The following is a 20,950-nucleotide window of genomic DNA, read 5'->3' on the forward strand; positions in this document are numbered from 1 at the left end:
GCCTAGGTCGTCAGCAGCTTCTTCTGGACTTTGCCCATAGCGTTGCGGGGCAAGCTGTCCACCAGACAAACCTGGCGTGGGCGCTTGTGGATCGACAGTGATTCGGCGACGAAGTCCGAAACCACAGCGCAGTCGGCTACGTCGCCGACGATGAAGGCGACTATGCGCTGGCCGAGGTCGTCGTCCGGCACACCGACGACGGCGGCCTCGCGAACGCCGGGGTATGCCAGAAGTGCCTGTTCCACCTCGCCGGCACCGATGCGGTATCCACCGGACTTGATCATGTCGACCGACTCGCGACCTACGATGCGGTGGAATCCGCTGTCGTCGATCACCGCGATGTCGCCGGTGCGGAACCAGCCGTCTTCGGTCATGGATTCCGCTGTCTTCGAGGGGTTCCCGAGGTACTCGTCGAAGAGAACGGCGCCCGCAACTTCCAGTTGCCCAAGCTGCTCTCCGTCGTGCGCCGACAGTTCGCCGTTCTCGCCGCGCAACCTCGTCCTGACTCCCGGAACGGAGTGCCCGACCCAACCCGGGCGACGTTCGCCGTCGTGCGTCGTGCTGACTGTGATGAGGGTTTCACTCATTCCGTAGCGCTCGACGGGAGCCAACCCGGTCAGCGATTTCATCCGCTCGAACAATGGAACCGGAAGTGGTGCACTTCCGGACACGAGCAAGCGCGCGGATCGCAATGCTGCTGCCGCCGAGGGATCACCGCACACGCGTGACCAGACGGTCGGAACACCGAAGTACAACGAGCCACCCGCTGCGGCATACGAATCCGGAGTTGGTCTGACGGTATGAATCAGCGGCGAACCCACGCGCAAGGCGCCCAACACGCCGAGAATCAACCCGTGGACGTGGAAGAGGGGCAGTCCGTGGACGAGTGTGTCCTCTGGCGTCCAATTCCACACATGAGCGAGCGCGTCGAGATCCGCTGCGATCGATGCTCGCGAGAGGACAACGCCTTTCGGAGCTCCGGTGGTTCCCGAGGTGTACATGATCAGTGCAGTAGCTGCCGCACTCGGTTCGGGATAGGACGTCGCGGATCGCGCGTGAATATCGATGGGAATCAACGGGATACTCGAATCCGACGGTCCGTCTCCGAGTATCAGTTCGGCCTGGGAATCGGCGATGATGTGCTGACGTTCGAGCGGGCCGGAGTCCGGTGGGATCGGGACCACGGCAACACCGGCGATCAGCGCGCCAGCGACGGCGACCACTGTCTCGAGGCCGGCGGCGGCTTGTACTGCCACTCGCTGTGCACCGTGGATTCGATCGGCGACCGCGGTGGCGGCGGCCAACAAGTCGGCGCGAGAGAGGGTCGCGCCTTCGCCGAAACTGACCGCCGCTCCGTGATCGTCGAAGATGCGGGGGTCGAGGGAGCGCAGAAGTGTGGATTCGCTGTTCATCGCGAGTTCCCTTTCTTTGAGCGAAGATTCAGACGGACCAGGGAACAACGAACAGCAACCAGGCGAGAATCGGCGTCACCACCATGATGGTCATGCCCCACCGCATCGTCAGCCCGAACACCACGTCGCGTTCTTCCGGAGCGGCGTTCGCCACCACCAGCGCGCCGTTGGTCGAGAACGGACTGCAATCGACCAGAGACGAGGAGATTGCCAGTGCGATAACCAGGCCGGTTGCATTGACCTGGCCGGTCATGAGGAAGGGAATTGCCAAAGGGATTAGTGCGCCGAGGATTCCCGTGGTGGATGCAAACGCCGACACGATCGCGCCGATCAAGCAGATCAAGAAGGCCGCGAGAAGTGGAATGCCCACGTGTGCAACCGAATCCCCGAGCCACTGGACGGTGTTTTGGTTCTGCAATAGGGCCACGTATGTGACGATTCCGCCGATGAGGAGGACGGTGCCCCAGCTGATCTTGTCGACGGCTCCGCGGGCGGAGGCCGGGAAGATCAGGGTGAGAAGTACCGCGACGGTCAGTGCGGTGAATCCGACGTCGAGGTCGAAGACCAAGGCGCCGAGTGCAAGTGATGCCAGCCCGAGCAGGGTGAGTCGCCGCTCGAGATTGAGTGCTCCCTCGTGCGGAGCGGTCCCACCCGAGGACTTGCCGCCACCCTTCGAGCTGTCGCCGGAACCCGAACCGGTGATGGTGTCGCCACCGCCCGCCGCGTTGCCGACTGCGCTGACGAGCACGCGCTCCGAGGCGCCGCGTGCAATCAATGCGCGACCGCCGAACGAGACGTACGCGATTGCGGCAACAACGGCCGCGGCTGCGAAGGTCGAGACGAACAGCAAGGCCGGGCTGGACGGGAGGCCGTTCTGGCGCATGACGTCGTTGGTGATCACACCGAAGATTCCGATAGGGGAGAAGCTGCCCGCCGTTGCGCCTTGGACGACCATGAAGCCCATCAGCATGGGGTGGATCCGGTAGCGGGTGGCGAAGCCCATCGCCACGGGCGCGATGATGGCAACGGCAGCGGGACTGACCGCGCCCATGGCGGTGACGGCCGCGCACACCGCGAACATCGCCCACGGCACGAGGGCCACTCGTCCTCTGACCGCACGGACCGCCGCGTGAATGATCCAATCGACCGTGCCGTTGTTTCTGGCCAGCGCGAACAGGTAGGTGACGCCGACCAGGATGACGAAGAGGCTGGCCGGGAAGCCGTCGAGGATCTCGCTGGTATCGACAGTGAAGACCAGTGTTCCGACGACGAAGGCAGCCACCAGGGCAAGCGCACCCATGTTCACCGACCTCACGGTGGATATGACGAACACCAGGACAAGTACTGACAGGGCTATGACATTTGCCATCGAACTCTCAATCCGTTCGCGACCAGCTTGTGGTCTGCATCACTTGGAATTGGCCTAGCCTCTCTGCCACTGCTCCATTTGTCAAGTACACTCCGAGGCATGAATTCGACGTCATCGCCCGGCTCGCGCTCGGGCCTGCCCGGACGATTGAAGCGTCCGCGTCTGTATGAGCAGTTGGCCGAGCACATTTCGAATTTCATCGAGGCTCAAGGCCTTTCACCCGGCGATCGGCTTCCTCCCGAACGCAGCCTGGCTGCCGAACTCGGCGTGAGTCGAGCGTCGCTGGCTCAAGCGCTCGTGGCCCTCGAGATTCGGGGCAGAGTCGAAATTCAGCACGGTAACGGAGCGGTGATTCGCGAAGCTCCCACGCCCGACGCGGGTAGGTCTGCGGATTCGGGAGTGCGGTTGCAAGACCGAACCGTCGACGAACTGACTGCTGCCAGGGAAGCGATCATGGCCGGCCTGGCTCGGGCGGCGGCGTCGAATCCCAACGCTGCGCTTCGGGTCGCGATGTTGACCGACGACGGGACCGCGAGAAACTTCGCCGAGACATGGCGCTGCGTCAGGCACCTGGCCGGTGGCGGCTTATTGGCTGATCTCGACGACACCATCGCCAAGCAGGCGGACGTGCCCGAGTCCTCGGCGCGACTGTCTGCGCGACTCGATCAGCTCGCCCACCGGATCATCGACGGTGACCAATCGGGCGCCGCTGACGCTGTTGCGGGAATCCTCTCCGAAACGGCCTGACGAATAACGACGGACGAGCGTCGGAAAAGCGCACGATAACCACTATGAGCATGTTCGCTCACAGGAAACTGTGCTGCGACGTAGCCCGGGAACCTGATCGGCAATGCGCACGTTGAACACAGTGACGACCGTTCCAACCAAGCGGCACGGCCGCTGGCGGGCATCGATGGGGCCGATCGCGGTAACCTGCAGGTGTCCGGTTGGCAGCCGGAAGGCGACCTGGCAGACCCGCACTCTCGAAAGGACCGGCCACATCGGCCGACCTGTATGAACCGTAAGACTGTGTTCCGTAACGTGCTACTCGTAGCCGTCGTGCTGTTGGTGATCTATGCCTTCAGCTACTTCAGCAACGACACCCGCGACTTCAAGACCGTCGACACCTCGGTCGCGATATCCCAACTCGACGCCAAGAACGTTGAGTCGGCGCAGATCGACGACCGTGAGCAGCAGGTTCGTCTGTGGCTCAAGAACGGCAACGACGCCACCGACGGTAAGACGCAGATCCTGGCGAAGTACCCCGCGAGTGCGTCGGAGCAGATCTTCGACAAGGTCGAAGGCGCCGGAGCGGACAAGTTCAACACGACGGTCACTCAGGAGAGTTGGCTGACGTCGATCCTTCTGTTCGTGCTGCCGATGATCATTCTGTTCGGCATCTTCTTCTTCGTCATGAACCGGATGCAGGGCGGCGGTGGTCGCGGCGGAGTCATGGGATTCGGTAAGTCGAAGGCCAAGCAGCTCACCAAGGACATGCCGAAAACCACGTTCGCCGACGTCGCCGGTGCGGACGAGGCTGTCGAAGAGCTGTACGAGATCAAGGACTTCCTGCAGAACCCGGCTCGCTACCAGGCGCTCGGCGCCAAGATTCCGCGCGGTGTGCTGCTGTACGGCCCTCCCGGAACCGGTAAGACGCTGCTCGCTCGCGCTGTCGCAGGCGAAGCCGGCGTACCGTTCTTCACCATCTCCGGTTCGGACTTCGTCGAGATGTTCGTCGGTGTCGGTGCTTCGCGTGTTCGCGACATGTTCGAGCAGGCCAAGCAGAACAGCCCCTGCATCATCTTCGTCGACGAGATCGACGCAGTCGGTCGTCAGCGCGGCGCAGGACTGGGCGGCGGACACGACGAGCGCGAGCAGACGCTCAACCAGCTGCTCGTCGAGATGGACGGCTTCGGTGATCGCACCGGCATCATCTTGATCGCCGCAACCAACCGCCCAGACATCCTCGACCCCGCACTGCTGCGTCCGGGACGCTTCGATCGCCAGATTCCGGTCGGCGCCCCCGACCTCGCCGGTCGCCGTGCGATCCTGCGAGTGCACTCGCAGGGCAAGCCGATCGATCCCAACGCCGATCTCGAAGGCCTCGCGAAGCGGACCGTCGGAATGTCGGGCGCCGATCTTGCCAACGTCATCAACGAGGCTGCGCTGCTCACCGCACGCGAAAACGGGACCGTCATCACCGAAGCCTCGCTCGAGGAATCGGTGGACCGTGTTGTCGGTGGACCGCGGCGTAAGAGTCGCATCATCAGCGAGCACGAGAAGAAGATCACGGCGTACCACGAGGGCGGTCACACGCTGGCTGCTTGGGCAATGCCTGACATCGAGCCGGTCTACAAGGTCACGATCCTCGCTCGCGGTCGCACCGGCGGTCACGCGATGACCGTGCCCGAAGACGACAAGGGTTTGATGACGCGTTCCGAGATGATCGCTCGTCTCGTCATGGCAATGGGTGGACGCGCCGCCGAGGAGTTGGTGTTCCACGAGCCCACCACCGGAGCGTCGTCCGATATCGACATGGCGACCAAGATCGCACGCGCGATGGTCACCGAATACGGCATGAGTGCCAAGCTCGGCGCGGTTCGCTACGGACAGGAGGGCGGGGATCCGTTCCTCGGCCGTTCGATGGGCGTTCAGTCCGACTACTCGCACGAGATCGCCCGCGAAATCGACGAGGAGGTGCGCAACCTCATCGAGGCGGCGCACACCGAAGCGTGGGCCATCCTCAACGAGTACCGCGATGCGCTCGACCTCATCGCTACCGAACTGCTCGAGCGTGAGACGTTGACTCGCAAGGACCTCGAGAAGATCCTTGCCGGCGTCGAAAAGCGTCCGCGTATCACGGCTTTCAACGATTTCGGTGGGCGCACGCCTTCGGATCGTCCGCCGGTGAAGACTCCTCGCGAACTCGCGATCGAGCGCGGCGAAACGTGGCCGGAGCCCGCTGCTGCACCTGTTCTCGTCAAGGCAGGCGCACCCAGCAGCGGCGCACCCAACAGCGGTGCACCCAACGGCGGTGTCCCCAACAACGGTGGTCTCCCCAACAACGGCAACCAGGGACCCTCGAACGGCTACGCACAGCCCTCGTACCCGCAGCCGAGTGCTCCGCAGCAGACTCCGCAACCGGGAACACCCGACTACGGAGCGCCCGCCGGATGGTCGGCACCGGGTTGGCCTCCGCGTGAGAACCCGTCGCCGACGTACCCCGGACAGCAGTCGGGTGGGTACACCGGTGGACAGAATCCGACCCCGCCGAACCAGTCGCAGGGCCAGTACGGTCAGCCCCAACACGGTCAGCCCCAGCCCGATCAGGGGCAGTACGGTCAACCGCACCCGGGACAGCAGGCGTACCCCGAGCAGCCGCACCCCGGCCGCCGTTACCCCGCGCAGCCCGATTACCCGGTGCAGTACCCGGACGGTGGACCCTTCGCCGATCCGAACCGGGGAAACCCGACCGGCGAAAACCAGTGGCAGAGCCCCGCACCGGAACAGCCGCAGACTCCGCCGCCGCATCATTCGGCTGAGGACGACGGCCCGAGCACCGCTCGCTGGGACGGACCGGACGGATCCCGCTGACCTTGCGCCACTAGGCTCTGCGGCGGGGGACCTGTGAACAATTCTCGAGGAGAGTTCGGTTGTCGGTGAATGATGTGGCCAGTGAACTGGTGTCGCTCGGAACGGGCCGCCCGTTCGATCAGGCGCGGGCAGAGGCTGCCGTACGGGAATTGTTGATCGCGGTCGGTGAAGATCCGGAGCGCCCAGGCCTGCTCGATACGCCGGCCAGGGTTGCGCGCTCGTACAAGGAGATCTTCGCGGGTCTGTACTCCGAGCCCGACGACGCGTTGAACACAACTTTCGACGAGGGTCACCAGGAATTGGTGCTCGTGCGAGACATTCCGATGTTCTCGACGTGCGAGCACCACCTGGTGTCCTTCCACGGTGTTGCTCACGTTGGCTACATCCCGGGAAAGTCGGGCAAGGTCACCGGTTTGTCGAAGCTCGCGCGCGTCGTCGATCTGTACGCCAAGCGTCCGCAGGTTCAAGAACGCCTGACCAGTCAGATCGCGGATGCTTTGATGCGCAAGCTCGATCCGCGTGGAGCCATCGTCGTCATCGAAGCCGAGCACCTCTGCATGGCGATGCGCGGTATCCGCAAGCCTGGAGCCAGCACGACCACGTCTGCGGTTCGTGGGCTCCTGCAATCCAGCGCGGCCTCACGGTCCGAAGCGCTGGACCTCATCCTTCGTAAGTGAGCGAGATGTCCGCGGCTCCCGTTGCAGGTAGCGATCCGGCCCGGATGGTCGTGATGGGGATTCTGAACGTCACCGCCGATTCGTTTTCCGACGGCGGTCAATTTCTCGATCGTGACGCGGCGATCGCTCGCGGGCTCGAACTGCAACGCATAGGCGTCGACATCGTCGACGTCGGCGGCGAGTCGACGCGCCCCGGAGCCACCCGCGTCGATCCGAAACTCGAGGCGGACCGTATTGCCCCGGTGATCGAAGAACTCGTGGCAGCCGGAATTCGCGTCAGCGTCGACACGATGCGTGCTTCCGTGGCCGCCGCCGCGATCGAAGCGGGCGCAGGCATCGTCAACGACGTATCGGGCGGTCGCGCAGACCCCGACATGGCATCCGTTGTGGCTGACGCCGGAGTGCCCTGGATCCTCATGCATTGGCGCTCGGCCGGCGACTACGTCCATCGTGGCAGCGCCGATCACTACGACGACGTGGTCCGCGACGTCCGTGACGAACTGCTGTCGCAGGTCGATCTGGCGTTGAAAGCAGGGGTCGATTCGTCGTCGATCATCCTCGACCCCGGCCTCGGGTTCGCGAAGAACGCCGACCACAACTGGGCCCTGTTGCGTGCACTACCCGAGTTCAACGCGACCGGATTCCCGATACTGGTCGGCGCTTCCCGCAAGCGGTTCCTGGGGTCTCTGCTCAGCGATCCCGACGGCAATCCCCGTCCGCCTGGTGGCCGCGAGACTGCGACGGCCGTGGTCTCGGCCCTTGCAGCACGTGAGGGCGCCTGGGGAGTTCGGGTGCACGACGCACAAGCCTCGCTCGACGCCATTGCCGTGGTCGACGCCTGGAACCGTGGACGAGAAAGGGCCTGACATGGGGGACCGAATCGAATTGCGCGGGCTGAAGGTTCGCGGCAATCACGGAGTGTTCGACCACGAGAAGCGTGACGGTCAGGACTTCTTCATCGACATCACCGTGTGGATGGACTTGGCTCCCGCCGCGGCGTCGGACGATCTGACCCAGACCCTGCACTACGGCGAGTTGGCGGAAGCCGCCGCAGCCATCGTCGCCGGCCCGTCGCGCGATCTCATCGAGACTGTCGCCGCTGAGATCGCCGACGACGTCATGAAAGATTCGCGAGTCGAGAGCGTTGAGGTCGTGGTCCACAAACCGTCGGCACCGATTCCGCTGGTTTTTGCGGACGTTGCCGTCGTCGCGCATCGGACCCGATCGGCATGACGCGCGCTGTTCTGTCGATCGGTTCCAACATCGGCGACAGCGTGGCTCACCTGCAGTCCGTTGTCGACGGGTTGGGCAGCGCCGTCGTTGCTGTCTCACCGGTCTACTCGACCGCGCCGTGGGGTGGCGTCGAGCAGCAGGATTTCTACAACGCGGTGGTGGTGGTCGACGATCCCGAAGCCGATGCCGCTGAATGGCTTCGCCGCTCGCAAGCTCTCGAGGAAGCCGCAGACCGGGTACGCGAACAGCGGTGGGGGCCACGGAGCCTGGACGTGGACGTAGTCGACTGCGAAGGCGTCGTCAGTTCCGATCCCGTGCTCACACTTCCGCATCCGCGCGCGCATCTTCGGGCATTCGTTCTCGTTCCCTGGCTGGACGTCGAGCCTGACGCGACGCTGATCGTCGACGGCCAGAAGTTGCCGGTGGCACAAATTCTCGACGGCCTCGATCGCACTGAGCGCGAAGGTGTCCGCACTACCGATATGGTGCTTGCGCGGTGACCGAAAAAGACAAGGGTTTGAAGCCGACCCGGATCAGTGAACTCGCGGTACTCGCCGCAGTGGCGGCCGTGGCCACCTGGATTCTGATTCGCGTGTTCTACGGTTCGATGCCGCCCATCCCCGTTTATGCGGGAGCGTCGCTCTACTTCGTCGCCGTTGCCGAGGCCGTCTTCGCTTTTGTCATTCGTTCACGCGTCAAGAACCGGCAGGTCGGCGACGGGCTCAGACAGCTTCATCCGATCACCGCCGCCCGAGCGCTGGCATTGGCCAAAGCATCCGCTTTGGTCGGTTCAGCTACCGTCGGTGTCTGGGTCGGAGTGCTGGTGTATCTCATCCCACAGCGCTCGGTTCTGCAGGCTGCAGCCTCCGACACGCCGGGCGCGTGGGTGGGGTTGGGCGCCGCAATTGCGCTGGTAGCGGCAGCTCTGTGGCTCGAACATTGTTGCAAGACGCCGGAAGATACACCTGACGAGCCTGCGCACTGACAGCCTGGTCGGCAAATCACCCACCGAGGTACGTGGCGACCCCGGTCTCGGCAAGTACCCTGGCAACCATGACAAATTCTGGTCGATCGAAGTCTGCGCGCCGAAGCAAGCGCAGCGCGAGCCAGATGATCATTGCTGCTCTTCTGGCACTTGCTGTCATTGCTTCGCTGTTTCTGATTTTCAGCAACAGCGTTCAGCTTCTTCGGGTGGGTCTGGTCGTCGCTCTGTGGGCAGCCACCCTCGGCGCTATCGCCATGACCAAGTATCGGCGTGAGTCGGCACTGGACAAAGCCAAGGTTGCCGATCTGCAGACCGTGTACGAACTGCAGCTCGAACGTGAAATTTCTGCTCGACGCGAGTACGAACTGAGCGTCGAAGGTCGCGTGCGACGTGAGGTGACCGCGGACGCGGAGGAGCTGGCCGGGTTGCGCGCCGAATTGGTGGCGCTGCGCCGAAACCTCGAAGCACTGTTCGAAGGTGGGCTGCTGCCCGAACAGACCGCGCTCAAGACCGATTCGACGCGAGTGCCGGAACTTGGCGGTAGTTCGTACGGCGCGTACCAGCCGGCACCGTCGGGGTTGTACGTTCCCGGCGCCGGCCAGAGCGGGCCCAGCCAACCGGCACCGAACGTCGGCGGCTTGGCTTCGCCCAACGACGATCCGGTGACTGCTGAGACAACCGTCGTGTTCGCGGAGACGTCGTGGCGTGACAGCAGCTTCGTGGCGCCGCGCGTCATCCCGACCCAGAAGTCTCGAGAGACGCAGAAGCCACAAGAGACGCAGAAGCCCCAGAGCGGGAACCAAGCACCGAGTTCTCCGGTGAGTTCCTCGCCGACACGAACGGTGAAAGACGTTCCGGTGAAGAAGGATTCGGAGCCGGTCGCGCCGGTCGAGCCTGAAGTCAAGGCTCCCGCCCAGGCCCCGAACATCGAAGATGCCGTCATCGAAGACGCTGTCGTCGAAGAGGTGCCCGAGGTTGTTCCCGCGGTTGTTCCCGAAGCTGTCGCGGAAGCTGAACCCGAATCCGCTGCGGAGCCTGACGCGGAGCCGCGACGTCGTCGCCGTGCTGCTCCGGAAGATGCCGCCAGTGGTGCTCATTCCAACGGATTGACCGTCGCCGAAATCATGGCGAATCTGAGTTCGAACAACCCGTCGGAAGGCTCCGGTCGACGCCGTCGCCGAGAGGACTGAGTCGCAGATCACTCGCCCGGCCATGGCATGACGGTTCGGGCGAAGGATATCCTCGGACGCAGAACGTCTGGTACCCGCCGAGCGGGACTGGAACGAACGAGAGGAATCCGGTGACTTCCTTCGGGATCACTAATGGACCTGCACCTGCGCGATTGACGGTAGGAATTGTCTCCGCAGGCCGGGTCGGAACAGCTGTCGGTGCCGCATTGGAGCGAGCCGGTCATGTTGTCAGCGCTTGCTCCGCCGTTTCCAGCGCCTCGGTTGCCCGCGCGGTGAAGCGGCTTCCCGATACCGAAATTCTTCCGGCTGCCGACGTCGCAGCTCGTTCCGAGTTGCTGATTCTCGCCGTTCCTGACGATCAGCTTGCGGATCTTGTTCGAGGTCTGGCGGCCACCCATGCCGTCAAGCCGGGCACGCTCGTCGCCCATACGTCCGGTGCCAACGGGATCGCGATCCTGACTCCACTCACCGAACTGGGCGCACTACCCCTGGCTATCCATCCGGCGATGACGTTCACCGGTCACGACGAGGACACCGCACGGCTGTCGTCGGCATGCTTCGGAATCACCGCTGCCGACGACATCGGTTACGCGATCGCGCAGTCACTGGTCCTCGAGATCGGCGGCGAGCCCGTCCGAGTGCGCGAGGAGAACCGCGCGCTCTACCACGCCGCACTGGCTCACGGCAGTAATCACCTGGTCACGCTCGTGGTCGACGCCGTCGAGGCACTGCGAGCGTCGTTGCAAGGTGACGAGCTGCTCGGTCAGCAGTTGGTCGACGGCGATCCGGGTGGAGTGGCCGAGCGAGTCCTGCAGCCGCTGCTGTCGGCGGCCTTGGACAACGCGCTACGACGCGGTCCCTCGGCGTTGACCGGCCCGGTGGCACGCGGCGACGCTGCTGCCGTCGACACACATTTGCGCGTACTGACAGACCTGGATCCGGAGCTCGCTGCCGGCTATCGGGCGATGTCCTTGCGATCGGCCCAGCGGGTGGGTGCCCCCACCGAATTGTTCGACATCTTGACTGAAACGGGAGGTGACCGTCGTGAGTGATCTGCAGGGCGGATACAAGCGCGGCGAACTGACGGTGCACCACGATCCGGACAAGCTTCGGCGCGTCTCGCGGGCACTGCGAGGTGTCGGGCGTCAGGTGGCGCTCGTTCCGACGATGGGTGCGCTGCATGCCGGCCACATCGAACTGGTTCGTCAGGCCAAGGTCACCGGCGCCGTCGTGATCGTTTCCATCTTCGTGAACCCGCTCCAGTTCGGTGCCGGCGAAGATCTGGACGCGTACCCGCGCACTCTCGATGCGGATCTCGACCTGTTGCGCGCCGAGGGCGTCGAATTGGTGTTCGCGCCGAACGCCAAGACGATGTACCCGCGGGGCCAGCGCACCACCGTCGTGCCGGGCCCGTTGGGTAGCGAACTCGAAGGCGGAGCGCGCCCCACTCACTTCGCGGGAATGCTGACGGTAGTGGCGAAGTTGCTGCAGATCGCGGTACCCAATCACGCGTACTTCGGTGAGAAGGACTACCAGCAGCTGACGCTCATCCGTCAGATGGTGTGGGATCTCAACTTCGATGTACAGATCATCGGAGTTCCGACGGTTCGCGAGTTCGACGGTCTCGCGTTGTCCTCTCGCAATCGCTACCTCGACGAGAACCAGCGCGCGGCAGCGGTCGCGCTGTCCGCCGCTCTGATCGCCGGTGCACACGCGGCGGCTGGGGGAGCGGAAGCAATCCTGGAAACCGCACGCGCTGTTCTGGCAGCTGTTCCGGAAATCGAGGTCGACTACCTCGAGGTTCGGGGCGTCGATCTGGGCCCCGCGCCCGAGCGAGGTGACGGCCGACTGTTGGTGGCCGCCAAGCTCGGAACCACCCGTTTGATCGACAACGTCGGTGTCGCGGTGGGAACCGGCTTCCTCGAGCGTGACACCGACCCATCCGCCGACGCCATCGACGACCTGCTGTCTCACTGAGCACTTTTCACGAGTAAGGACCTGGATATGTTTCGCACGATGATGAAGTCGAAGATCCACCGCGCCACCGTGACTCACGCCGACCTGCATTACGTCGGCTCCGTCACCGTCGACCAGGATCTGATGGACGCCGCAGACCTCCTCGAAGGCGAACAGGTGTGCATCGTCGACATCGACAACGGTGCGCGTCTCGAGACGTACGTCATTGCCGGCGAGCGCGGAACCGGTGTCATCGGAATCAACGGTGCGGCAGCGCATCTGGTCAAGCCAGGCGACCTGGTCATCCTCATCGCCTACGGCGTGATGAACGAGCAGGAAGTCAAGGAGTACTCCCCGCGCGTCGTCTTCGTCGATGCCGACAACAAGCAGATCGAACTCGGTTCCGACCCGGCTCACGCGCCGGAGGGTTCGGGTCTGATCACCCCACGCATGCTGTCGACGCTCGAGGCCTCGCGCGAATCCAGCCTGGTGTAATCCATGCTGCTCACGGTCGACGTCCGGAACACCAACATCGTTCTCGGTCTGTTCTCCGGGACTGGTGAGTATTCGAAGCTGCTGCAGGACTGGCGAATGCGAACCGATCCTCGGATGACTGCCGACGAGTTGGCGTTGACCTTCCGTGGGCTGTTGGGTTCTCATGTCGATCAGATCACCGGCGTTGCGGCGCTGTCGACAGTGCCGTCCGTCTTGCGTGAAATCCGTGTGATGCTCGAGCGGTACTGGGGTCACGTTCCCCATGTGGTGGTCGAACCGGGTATTCGCACCGGAGTGCCACTGCTGGTGGACAACCCCAAAGAGGTGGGAGCCGACCGGATCGTCAACAGCCTTGCCGCTCACCATCTTTACGAGGGGCCGTGCATTGTCGTGGACTTCGGTACGTCGACCTGTGTCGACGTCGTTTCTGCCAAGGGTGAGTTTCTGGGCGGCTGCATCGCGCCCGGACTCGAGATCTCGACCGATGCCTTGGCGTCGCAGTCCGCTGCGCTGCGCAAGGTCGAATTGGTGCGCCCGCGTTCGGTTGTCGGCAAGAATACCGTCGAATGCATGCAGTCCGGTGCGGTATTCGGCTTTGCGGGCCTCGTCGACGGATTGGTCAACCGCGTCCGCGACGAACTACCGGAGTTCGGTGGTGACGACGTCTCCGTGATCGCGACCGGGGACAGCGCACCGCTGATCATTCCCGAGTCCGACACCATCGATCACCTCGAACGGGACCTCACCCTCGAGGGGCTGAGGTTGGTCTTCGAGCGCAATCAGGCGCGTCGTGGATCCGGTCGACGACCCGTCGCCTGATCGATGGTTTCGTTCCAGCGGTTTCGCGATTGCAAAAGTTATGCCACAATGGTGCTCGTGAATCGCTGCATGGGTGCTCAGGAGTGTTGTCGAGGCTGACCGCTGCCTTGACCAATTCACATTCCTTGGAGCTAGCTCGTGCTATCCACATATTCTGCAGATCTCTCTGTTTTGGCCCCGACTCTTACTGCTGACCGTGCTGTTTCCGCAGGTCGTAGCGCTAATCGTGGGGCGTCCGGACGCCGCCCGAGTGGTGCGTCGTTGCCCACCCGCCTTCGCCCGGCCGATCTGCTGCGGCTGACCGACGAGGGAGCAAACGGCGTGCTCGACGGCCGTTTCGATCACCTCATCCCCGACACCTTCCCGACGCTCGACCGTTGGTCCACCCGCTTGCATGCGGACGACGACGTCGATGTGTGGCTCATCAGTTGGGTGCCCGAACGCAACACCGAATTGCACGACCACGCAGGCTCGTTCGGCGCCTTGACCGTCCTCAGTGGTTCGCTCACCGAATTCCGTTGGGCCGGTGACGCCCTGGTGGAACGCCAGCTCGACGCCGGCGATCAGGCTTCGTTCCCGCTCGGATGGGTTCACGATGTCGTGCGTTCGACGGATGCTCCCGGTGCTCCGATCGAAATCAGCTCTGATGCACCGACTCTGAGCATTCATGCCTACTCGCCGCCGCTGACGGCAATGTCCTTCTACGAAGTGACGGATCACCGGACACTTCGCCGCACCCGTACCGAGCTGACCGACCTGCCCGAGGGGGGCACCAAATGACCATCGACCAAATGCTCGACGACGCTCGCGCACAGATCGATCGTATGTACGTCTTCCAGCTCACCGAAGCCTTCCACCGCGGCGCGATCTTCGTCGACATTCGCCCGCAGGCGCAGCGCGCCATCGAGGGAACTCTTCCCGGTGCACTCGCGATCGAGCGGAACGTGCTCGAATGGCGCCTCGACCCCACCAGCAGCGCGCACCTCGCGTTGGCCACCGACCACGACGTCGAGTGGGTGATCGTCTGCTCCGAGGGGTACACCTCGAGCCTGGCCGCAGCGTCGTTGCAGCAGTTGGGTCTGCACAAGGCCACCGATCTCGTGGGCGGGTACCAGGCGATCAAGGCCGCCGGCCTGCTCGGTGCGCTCAGCGGAGTTCGTCATTGCTCCCGCGAGTTGGCGGCGGTTTCGGCTCATTGAGGTATTTGCTGTGCGCCTTTATTAACCGCGGGCGGTTAATAAAGGCGCACAGCGGGTCTGGCGGTAAATCTTCGGGCTCATTCCGTGATGACGGGTGAAGGCCGTCGTGAGCGCAAAGGGGCTCGAGTAGCCCACTTCTCGCGCGATCGAGGACACCGTTCGTGCCGGGTCTGCGAGTAGATCCGCCGCCACCGACAAGCGCCACTCGGTCAGATAGCCGACGGGTCCGATCCCCATGAGACCGGTGAACCGGCGCGCGAAGGCCGCTCGTGAGCTGCCGGACTCCTGGGCCAGGCTCGCGACCGTCCAGGGGTGTTCCGGCCGATTGTGTATGAGCCGCAAGGCATGCCCGATGACGGGATCCTCGTAGGCCTTGATCCATCGCGGTGATCGATTCGGGTTTTCGGCGAACCACGTACGGACCGCCGAGATCAGGACCAGGTCCAGGAGCCTGTCCAACAACACTTCCTGTCCCGGCCCGTCCGCGGCGATTTGTTGTTCCAGAAGCTTTGTCATCGGCGTGGTTTCCAGGCTGCGTCGCACTACCGCGACGGGTGTCAGGCTGTCGAGGATCTGACGGCTGACATAGGAGTCCAAACGGTATGTGCCCGTGAGCATGACGGTCTGGCCACTGGTCGAGTTGCCCCAGGTGCGAACGCCGAGAACCGACATGTCCTCGAGTGGTGATCCGTCGACTGCGGCGCAGTTTTGTGCCTCGTCGATGAGTACGTGGACCGGGGTGTCCGGGTGATCGGCGACCGTATAGGGGTCGGGGCCGCGCAGGAGTGCGATGTCGCCGGCCTCGAGATCTTCTGTCTGTCCGGTGTCGGAGACGACGACTGCGCTTCCGCGAACCAGAACCAGCACGGTGATCGGTGCGTGGTCCTCGATACGTAATGACCACGGTGGATCGAGCAGCGAGCGCAGCAGAAAAGCGCCCTCCGCCCGCGACCCGGCCAGCATCATCGACAATGCATCCATGTTTCGACGGTAGACGCTGACGTATGTTTTTGCGACCTTCGACTATGGATCGTATTGACGCTCCGCGGTCGAATGAGTACATGACGACAACAAGCGACATTCAATCGGCAGTAGTGATCGGTGGTACCGGTAAGACCGGTGCGCGCGTTGCGCAGAGGCTGACGGCGGTGGGAATCCGTACCCGAATCGCGTCGAGAACATCCGGGACGCGTTTCGACTGGAACGATCAGACGACGTGGCAGCCCGCGATGTCCGGTGTCGAAGCGGCATACGTGACCTATGCGCCGGACCTCGCAGTGCCGGAATCGAGCACCCACATCGAGGAACTCGCGGAGCTTGCGTACCGCGAAGGGGTTCGTCGCATGGTGCTCCTGTCCGGGCGCGGTGAACCGGCGGCGCAGAAAGCCGAGCAGGTTCTGGCCGACACCGGTCTGGAATGGGCTGTGGTGCGGGCCAGCTGGTTTGCCCAGAACTTCAGTGAGGGGTATCTACTCGATCCGATTCGGGAAGGCCACCTGGAACTTCCGGTCGGTGAGGTGGGGGAGCCGTTCATCGACGTCGACGATCTCGCTGACGTGGCGGTGGCCACATTGACTCGAACCGACCTCCTCGGCCGAGTTCTCGAGGTGACGGGTCCGGAGTTGCTCACCTTCGCGGAGGCCGTTGAGGCGATTTCGGCGGCGTCGGGGCGTGCGGTGTCATTTGAAAGAATTGGACTGCAACAGTTTTCCGACGGCATGGCAGAAGTTGGCGTCCCGAGTGATGTCGTGGAGTTGCTCACTTACTTGTTTGCCGAGGTTCTCGACGGACGAAATCAAAGTGTGACCGGCGTCGTCGAAGAGGTCCTGGAACGACCCGCTCGAGATTTCACCACTTTTGCCGCCGAGGCTGCTCGAACGGGGGTCTGGTCGTGAAGAAATCCGAGATCTTCTTGGAGTTGCTCGTCGGCGTGACTGCGCTCGGCGCGCTCGTTGCCGGTGGTGCGTTGTTCGCGTTCTCGTCCTTCGTAATGCCCGCTCTGCGGTCGGTCGATGCACACGCCGCGATCACGTCGATGCAGGCGATCAACGTCGAAGCACCGCGGAGCGCCTTGATGCTGCCACTCGTCGGATCGGCGCTCACCGCGATCGCCGCCGGAATCTGGGCAGCGATCTCCAGACCGGACGGCTGGGTCCTTGCCGTTGTCGGTTGTGTCGGGGTGCTCGCGTCCTTCGCGGTGACAGCGATCTACCACGTCCCCCGCAACGACGCTTTTGCCTCGGTCAGCGCTACCGATGCAGCCGCATGGGCGTCGTACGAGGCGGGTTGGACGGTGTGGAATCACGTCAGGGTTGCGCTGTACCTCCTGTCGGGAATCGTGCTCGCGGTCGCCGCGGTGCTACCAGCAACAAACGCGGTGGACACGGCCCAGTAGTCTTGTACCCCGTGAGTGATGTAGAAGCCCAGCCAGTCGACGACACCCCCGAGCAGCTCCGTATCCGGCGCGAGAAGCGTGAGCGGATCCTCGCGCAGGGGCAGGAGGCGTACCCGGTTTCGGTCGATCGCACCCACACGCTCGCGCAGATCCGCGCGGAGTACCCGGAACTCGAGCCGGACACGGCGACTGGCGTGCTGGTCGGCGTCGTCGGCCGCGTCATCTTCATGCGCAACACCGGCAAGTTGTGCTTCGCGACTCTGCAGGAAGGCGACGGTACCCAGCTGCAGGCCATGATCAGCCTCGCCGGCGTCGGCGAAGAGGCACTGGCTGCCTGGAAGTCCGACGTCGACCTCGGCGACTTCGTCTTCATCCACGGTGAGGTCATCAGCTCCCGTCGCGGCGAGCTCAGCGTGATGGCCGACGCCTGGCAGATCGCATCCAAGTCGCTGCGCCCCCTGCCGGTTGCTCACAAGGAGATGAGCGAAGAGTCCCGGGTGCGTCAGCGCTACGCGGATCTGATCGTTCGCCCCGAGGCTCGCGACAACGCCCGCAAGCGCGTCGCTGTTGTCCGTGCGCTGCGCAATGCGCTCGAGAGCCGCGGCTTCCTCGAGGTCGAGACGCCGATGCTGCAGACGCTGCACGGCGGCGCGGCAGCTCGCCCGTTCGTCACGCACTCCAACGCCCTCGACATCGACCTGTACCTGCGTATCGCGCCGGAACTGTTCCTCAAGCGTTGCGTCGTCGGCGGTATCGAGAAGGTCTTCGAGATCAACCGCAACTTCCGCAACGAGGGCGTCGACTCCACTCACTCGCCCGAGTTCGCGATGCTCGAGACGTACGAGGCCTACGGCACGTACGACGATTCCGCGAAGATGATTCGTGAGCTCGTCCAGGAAGTTGCGCAGGAAGCATTCGGCACGCAGGTCCTCACCCTCGCCGACGGTTCCGAGTACGACGTCAGTGGCGAGTGGCAGGTTCTCGAGATGTACCCGTCGCTGTCGGCTGCCATCGGCACCGAGGTCACGCCGGATACGACGGTCGACGAGCTTCTCGCTTTGGCGGAGAAGGTCGGCCTCGAGGTTCCCAAGGACAAGGGTTACGGCCACGGCAAGCTTGTCGAGGAGTTGTGGGAGCACCAGTGCGGCGATCAGCTGTACGTGCCGACGTTCGTCCGTGACTTCCCGGTCGAGACGTCGCCCCTGACCCGTGATCACCGAAGCAAGAAGGGTGTCACCGAGAAGTGGGACCTGTACATCCGCGGATTCGAGTTGGCGACCGGTTACTCCGAACTTGTCGACCCGGTCATCCAGCGTGAGCGCTTTGTCGATCAGGCGCGCCTCGCGTCGGCAGGCGACGACGAAGCGATGGTGCTGGACGAGGAGTTCCTCGCCGCGATGGAACAGGGCATGCCGCCGACCACCGGCACCGGCATGGGAATCGATCGACTGCTGATGGCTTTGACGGGTCTCGGTATTCGCGAGACGATCCTCTTCCCGATCGTTCGTCCGTCCGCTCGCTAGCTTTACTTCGATCAAGGTTCGGCCGCACATGTTGCGGCCGAACTTTTTTCAGTTGGGGCACTCCCAAGGTATTCGATACGGTTCACAGTCGGCGTCGTCGTCGGCTATCGGCGGTGCCGAAAACCAGATGAATCTGGGTGAATTCTTCAGCTCGATCAGCTCAGCGGGGAGCGCTCGTAGTTGGGATTCGATTTGTTCCCAACGACATTCGCCTGCGGCAAAGGATTCATCCATGCGCGGTCGCCTGAGTTTCGGACTTTCGAATTGTTGCGATGATTTGGTCGATCGTGCCCTGGTTGAGTGCGTCAGGTAGTCCCTGATCCGACTGGACAAGGAAGACCATGACCTCGGCTGTGGAGTATCCGGGTGTGGTGACGACATCGAATTGTGCTGAGGGCGGATCGCATTCGTTGTCCGCCGGGATATTTGTGACGGTTGCGGTGTACCGGATCGCAGGGCGTCCGGAGATGGTGAAATTCGTGGGTCCGCTGTAAGCGATGCTGGCGAGAGTGCAGTTCTTGGAGGCGAAGATTGCGCTCGGTAGTCTTTTCTCGAGCCGTCGTCTGTCATGATTCCCCCGTCTGTCTTTGTCGCAAGACAAGTCGACTGGCATACCCGGCGGAGATCAGTCCCAATCATCCGGACGAGCCAAGACAGGACGTTTGTCCAGGTGCTATTGTCGCTGCTTATCGAAGGATCTGGGGAGGAATGGTCGTGGTGAAAAAGGTTGTTGTCACGATGGTTGACGATCTGGACAAAAAATCGCCCGCGGACGAAACTGTGGAGTTTTCCGTCGACGGAGTTGCTTACGAAATCGATCTGACCGCCGCCCACGCCGCGGAACTGCGCGATGCACTGAAAAAGTGGATTCCTCATGCGAGAAAGTCGAATTCCGCCAAATCAGTCAACGGAGCGGTGACCAAATCCCGTCCCGTTGCGGACCGCGATCAGAGTGCCGCCATCCGCGAATGGGCCAAGGGTGCGGGCTTCGAGATTTCGGCCCGCGGTCGTATTTCCACCGAGGTGCGCCGAGCCTACGAAAAGGCCGTCTGAAATGGATCGCGAATGGATTCGGGCGCATTTTGCCGAAACGGATTGATAACGCGTTCTAGTTTGTTAGCGTCTGCACGGTTCGCATCTCTCGTAGAGGAGTCGGTCGTGCACAGAATCAGGTTGTTCGGGGGCGTGGTTCTTGCCGCTCTGATGCTTGTCGGGTTCACCTCCGTGGCTTCGGCTCAGGCCCCGTTGCCCGTGCCCAATGCCTTCCTTGCCGGTGTTCCTCAGGAGTTGGGAAATCCTGGCGGTTCAGCTCCTGGATCCAATGACTTTTTGTGTAAACCGACTGCCGAACATCCCAATCCGGTTGTGCTCGTTCACGGAACGGGTGGAAACAGGCAGACCAACTGGGCCACCTATGCGCCGTTGCTCGCCAACGAGGGCTACTGCGTCTTCGCGCTGACGTACGGCAACTTCCCCGAGCAGCCGTGGCCGTTGTCGGCCATCGGTGGAATGCAGGAAATTCCCTCCAGCGCAGCACAATTGTCGGATTTCGTCGATCAAGTTCTGGGCGCTACGGGCGCAACGTCGGTGGATCTCGTCGGGCATTCGCAAGGCACGATCATCAACGGGTACTACGCGAAGTTCCTCGGCGGTGCCGACAAAGTGGACAACATCGTCTCGGTGGCATCGCTGTGGAAGGGAACCCTCGGAAACGAGCAGGCAAGTATCGGCCGCAGCCTTCGCGAACTCGGGGTATCCGAGGCGGCACAGGCAGGATTCCCGATCTGCAAGGCGTGCCTGAACATGGGAGCCGGTTCGGAGTTCATCGAAAATCTCCGTGCGGGAGGCGTTTACGCGCCGGGCGTTCACTACACGAACATCACGACGCGCTACGACGAACTGGTGCTGCCGTATACAAATGGGCTGGAGCCCGGGCCGAACGCAACCAACATCGTCGTCCAGGACGGTTGTGAGCAAGACATCTCCGATCATCTCGCCATCGCGGCATCGCTGCGCGCGGCGACTTTTGCTCTCAATGCACTCGATCCCGCGCATCAGCGGCCGGTACCGTGCAACTCGGTATTGCCCGTCGTGGGTTGATCA

General features: G+C 63.2%; 23 protein-coding genes. 20 read left to right on the plus strand and 3 right to left on the minus strand.

Annotation, left to right across the window (positions count from 1 at the left end; all coding sequences use genetic code 11):
* Positions 1-2 precede the first annotated feature (2 nt).
* Positions 3-1,412 (minus strand): acyl-CoA synthetase, encoded by a 1,410-nt coding sequence (locus R4P70_RS19065; RefSeq protein ID WP_317831172.1) that lies wholly within the window; start codon positions 1,410-1,412, stop codon positions 3-5.
* 28 nt (positions 1,413-1,440) lie between these two features.
* Positions 1,441-2,781: an SLC13 family permease gene (locus R4P70_RS19070; protein WP_317831174.1), complete on the minus strand. Its 1,341-nt coding sequence runs from the start codon at positions 2,779-2,781 to the stop codon at positions 1,441-1,443.
* A 99-nt stretch (positions 2,782-2,880) separates the two neighbouring features.
* On the opposite strand from R4P70_RS19070, the gene R4P70_RS19075 reads away from it, so the two are divergent.
* The 14 genes from R4P70_RS19075 to R4P70_RS19140 all read left to right on the plus strand — a co-directional run bounded on the left by R4P70_RS19075 (position 2,881) and on the right by R4P70_RS19140 (position 14,929).
* Complete coding sequence (locus R4P70_RS19075) at positions 2,881-3,528, plus strand: FadR/GntR family transcriptional regulator (protein ID WP_007727006.1); 648 nt, start codon at positions 2,881-2,883, stop codon at positions 3,526-3,528.
* A 267-nt stretch (positions 3,529-3,795) separates the two neighbouring features.
* A complete protein-coding gene (gene ftsH, locus R4P70_RS19080) occupies positions 3,796-6,375 on the plus strand; it encodes an ATP-dependent zinc metalloprotease FtsH (RefSeq protein ID WP_134998458.1) in 2,580 nt (859 codons plus the stop codon).
* A 59-nt stretch (positions 6,376-6,434) separates the two neighbouring features.
* Positions 6,435-7,052 (plus strand): GTP cyclohydrolase I FolE, encoded by a 618-nt coding sequence (folE, locus tag R4P70_RS19085; RefSeq protein ID WP_019746783.1) that lies wholly within the window; start codon positions 6,435-6,437, stop codon positions 7,050-7,052.
* A gap of 5 nt (positions 7,053-7,057) precedes the next feature.
* Complete coding sequence (folP, locus tag R4P70_RS19090) at positions 7,058-7,918, plus strand: dihydropteroate synthase (protein WP_029254407.1); 861 nt, start codon at positions 7,058-7,060, stop codon at positions 7,916-7,918.
* Position 7,919: 1 nt separating this feature from the next.
* Positions 7,920-8,285, plus strand: coding sequence for a dihydroneopterin aldolase (gene folB / locus R4P70_RS19095; protein WP_003945780.1), 366 nt, complete (start codon positions 7,920-7,922; stop codon positions 8,283-8,285).
* Positions 8,282-8,785 (plus strand): 2-amino-4-hydroxy-6-hydroxymethyldihydropteridine diphosphokinase, encoded by a 504-nt coding sequence (gene folK, locus R4P70_RS19100; RefSeq protein WP_042451964.1) that lies wholly within the window; start codon positions 8,282-8,284, stop codon positions 8,783-8,785. Before folB ends, folK begins: the two co-directional genes overlap by 4 nt.
* Positions 8,786-8,802: 17 nt before the next feature.
* On the plus strand, positions 8,803-9,270 hold the full coding sequence (locus R4P70_RS19105) for a DUF3180 domain-containing protein (protein WP_153213529.1): 468 nt from the start codon (positions 8,803-8,805) through the stop codon (positions 9,268-9,270).
* A gap of 68 nt (positions 9,271-9,338) precedes the next feature.
* On the plus strand, positions 9,339-10,460 hold the full coding sequence (locus R4P70_RS19110; protein ID WP_215515638.1) for a DUF6779 domain-containing protein: 1,122 nt from the start codon (positions 9,339-9,341) through the stop codon (positions 10,458-10,460).
* Between the two features lie 110 nt (positions 10,461-10,570).
* On the plus strand, positions 10,571-11,512 hold the full coding sequence (locus tag R4P70_RS19115; RefSeq protein WP_003945822.1) for a Rossmann-like and DUF2520 domain-containing protein: 942 nt from the start codon (positions 10,571-10,573) through the stop codon (positions 11,510-11,512).
* A complete protein-coding gene (gene panC / locus R4P70_RS19120) occupies positions 11,505-12,437 on the plus strand; it encodes a pantoate--beta-alanine ligase (RefSeq protein WP_317831180.1) in 933 nt (310 codons plus the stop codon). The genes R4P70_RS19115 and panC overlap by 8 nt, the downstream gene beginning before the upstream one ends.
* Positions 12,438-12,464: 27 nt before the next feature.
* On the plus strand, positions 12,465-12,911 hold the full coding sequence (panD, locus tag R4P70_RS19125) for an aspartate 1-decarboxylase (protein WP_003945761.1): 447 nt from the start codon (positions 12,465-12,467) through the stop codon (positions 12,909-12,911).
* 3 nt (positions 12,912-12,914) lie between these two features.
* The gene (locus tag R4P70_RS19130) at positions 12,915-13,730 is read left to right on the plus strand and encodes a type III pantothenate kinase (protein ID WP_007726991.1); all 816 of its coding nucleotides are present in this window, start codon (positions 12,915-12,917) and stop codon (positions 13,728-13,730) included.
* A 261-nt stretch (positions 13,731-13,991) separates the two neighbouring features.
* Positions 13,992-14,510 (plus strand): cysteine dioxygenase, encoded by a 519-nt coding sequence (locus R4P70_RS19135; protein ID WP_037132195.1) that lies wholly within the window; start codon positions 13,992-13,994, stop codon positions 14,508-14,510.
* Positions 14,507-14,929, plus strand: coding sequence for a rhodanese-like domain-containing protein (locus R4P70_RS19140; protein ID WP_003945445.1), 423 nt, complete (start codon positions 14,507-14,509; stop codon positions 14,927-14,929). The genes R4P70_RS19135 and R4P70_RS19140 overlap by 4 nt, the downstream gene beginning before the upstream one ends.
* Positions 14,930-14,950: 21 nt before the next feature.
* Here R4P70_RS19140 and R4P70_RS19145 read toward each other — a convergent pair whose 3' ends face one another.
* Positions 14,951-15,910 (minus strand): AraC family transcriptional regulator, encoded by a 960-nt coding sequence (locus tag R4P70_RS19145; RefSeq protein WP_317831183.1) that lies wholly within the window; start codon positions 15,908-15,910, stop codon positions 14,951-14,953.
* An 80-nt stretch (positions 15,911-15,990) separates the two neighbouring features.
* On the opposite strand from R4P70_RS19145, the gene R4P70_RS19150 reads away from it, so the two are divergent.
* The 6 genes from R4P70_RS19150 (at position 15,991) to R4P70_RS19175 (ending at position 20,947) form a co-directional block, all read left to right on the plus strand.
* The gene (locus tag R4P70_RS19150) at positions 15,991-16,824 is read left to right on the plus strand and encodes an NAD(P)H-binding protein (protein ID WP_317831185.1); all 834 of its coding nucleotides are present in this window, start codon (positions 15,991-15,993) and stop codon (positions 16,822-16,824) included.
* The gene (locus tag R4P70_RS19155; RefSeq protein WP_019746795.1) at positions 16,821-17,324 is read left to right on the plus strand and encodes a DUF1772 domain-containing protein; all 504 of its coding nucleotides are present in this window, start codon (positions 16,821-16,823) and stop codon (positions 17,322-17,324) included. The genes R4P70_RS19150 and R4P70_RS19155 overlap by 4 nt, the downstream gene beginning before the upstream one ends.
* 11 nt (positions 17,325-17,335) lie before the next feature.
* Positions 17,336-18,847, plus strand: coding sequence for a lysine--tRNA ligase (gene lysS / locus R4P70_RS19160; protein ID WP_003945834.1), 1,512 nt, complete (start codon positions 17,336-17,338; stop codon positions 18,845-18,847).
* A gap of 341 nt (positions 18,848-19,188) precedes the next feature.
* A complete protein-coding gene (locus tag R4P70_RS19165) occupies positions 19,189-19,341 on the plus strand; it encodes a hypothetical protein (RefSeq protein ID WP_167548962.1) in 153 nt (50 codons plus the stop codon).
* 220 nt (positions 19,342-19,561) lie between these two features.
* Positions 19,562-19,900: a histone-like nucleoid-structuring protein Lsr2 gene (locus tag R4P70_RS19170; RefSeq protein WP_003945673.1), complete on the plus strand. Its 339-nt coding sequence runs from the start codon at positions 19,562-19,564 to the stop codon at positions 19,898-19,900.
* 105 nt (positions 19,901-20,005) lie between these two features.
* Positions 20,006-20,947, plus strand: a complete 942-nt coding sequence (locus R4P70_RS19175; RefSeq protein ID WP_097387918.1) for an esterase/lipase family protein — start codon at positions 20,006-20,008, stop codon at positions 20,945-20,947.
* Positions 20,948-20,950: the final 3 nt, after the last annotated feature.

The sequence above is a fragment of the Rhodococcus sp. IEGM 1241 genome (genome assembly GCF_033142365.1).
Classification (GTDB): Bacteria; Actinomycetota; Actinomycetes; order Mycobacteriales; family Mycobacteriaceae; genus Rhodococcus_F; species Rhodococcus_F erythropolis.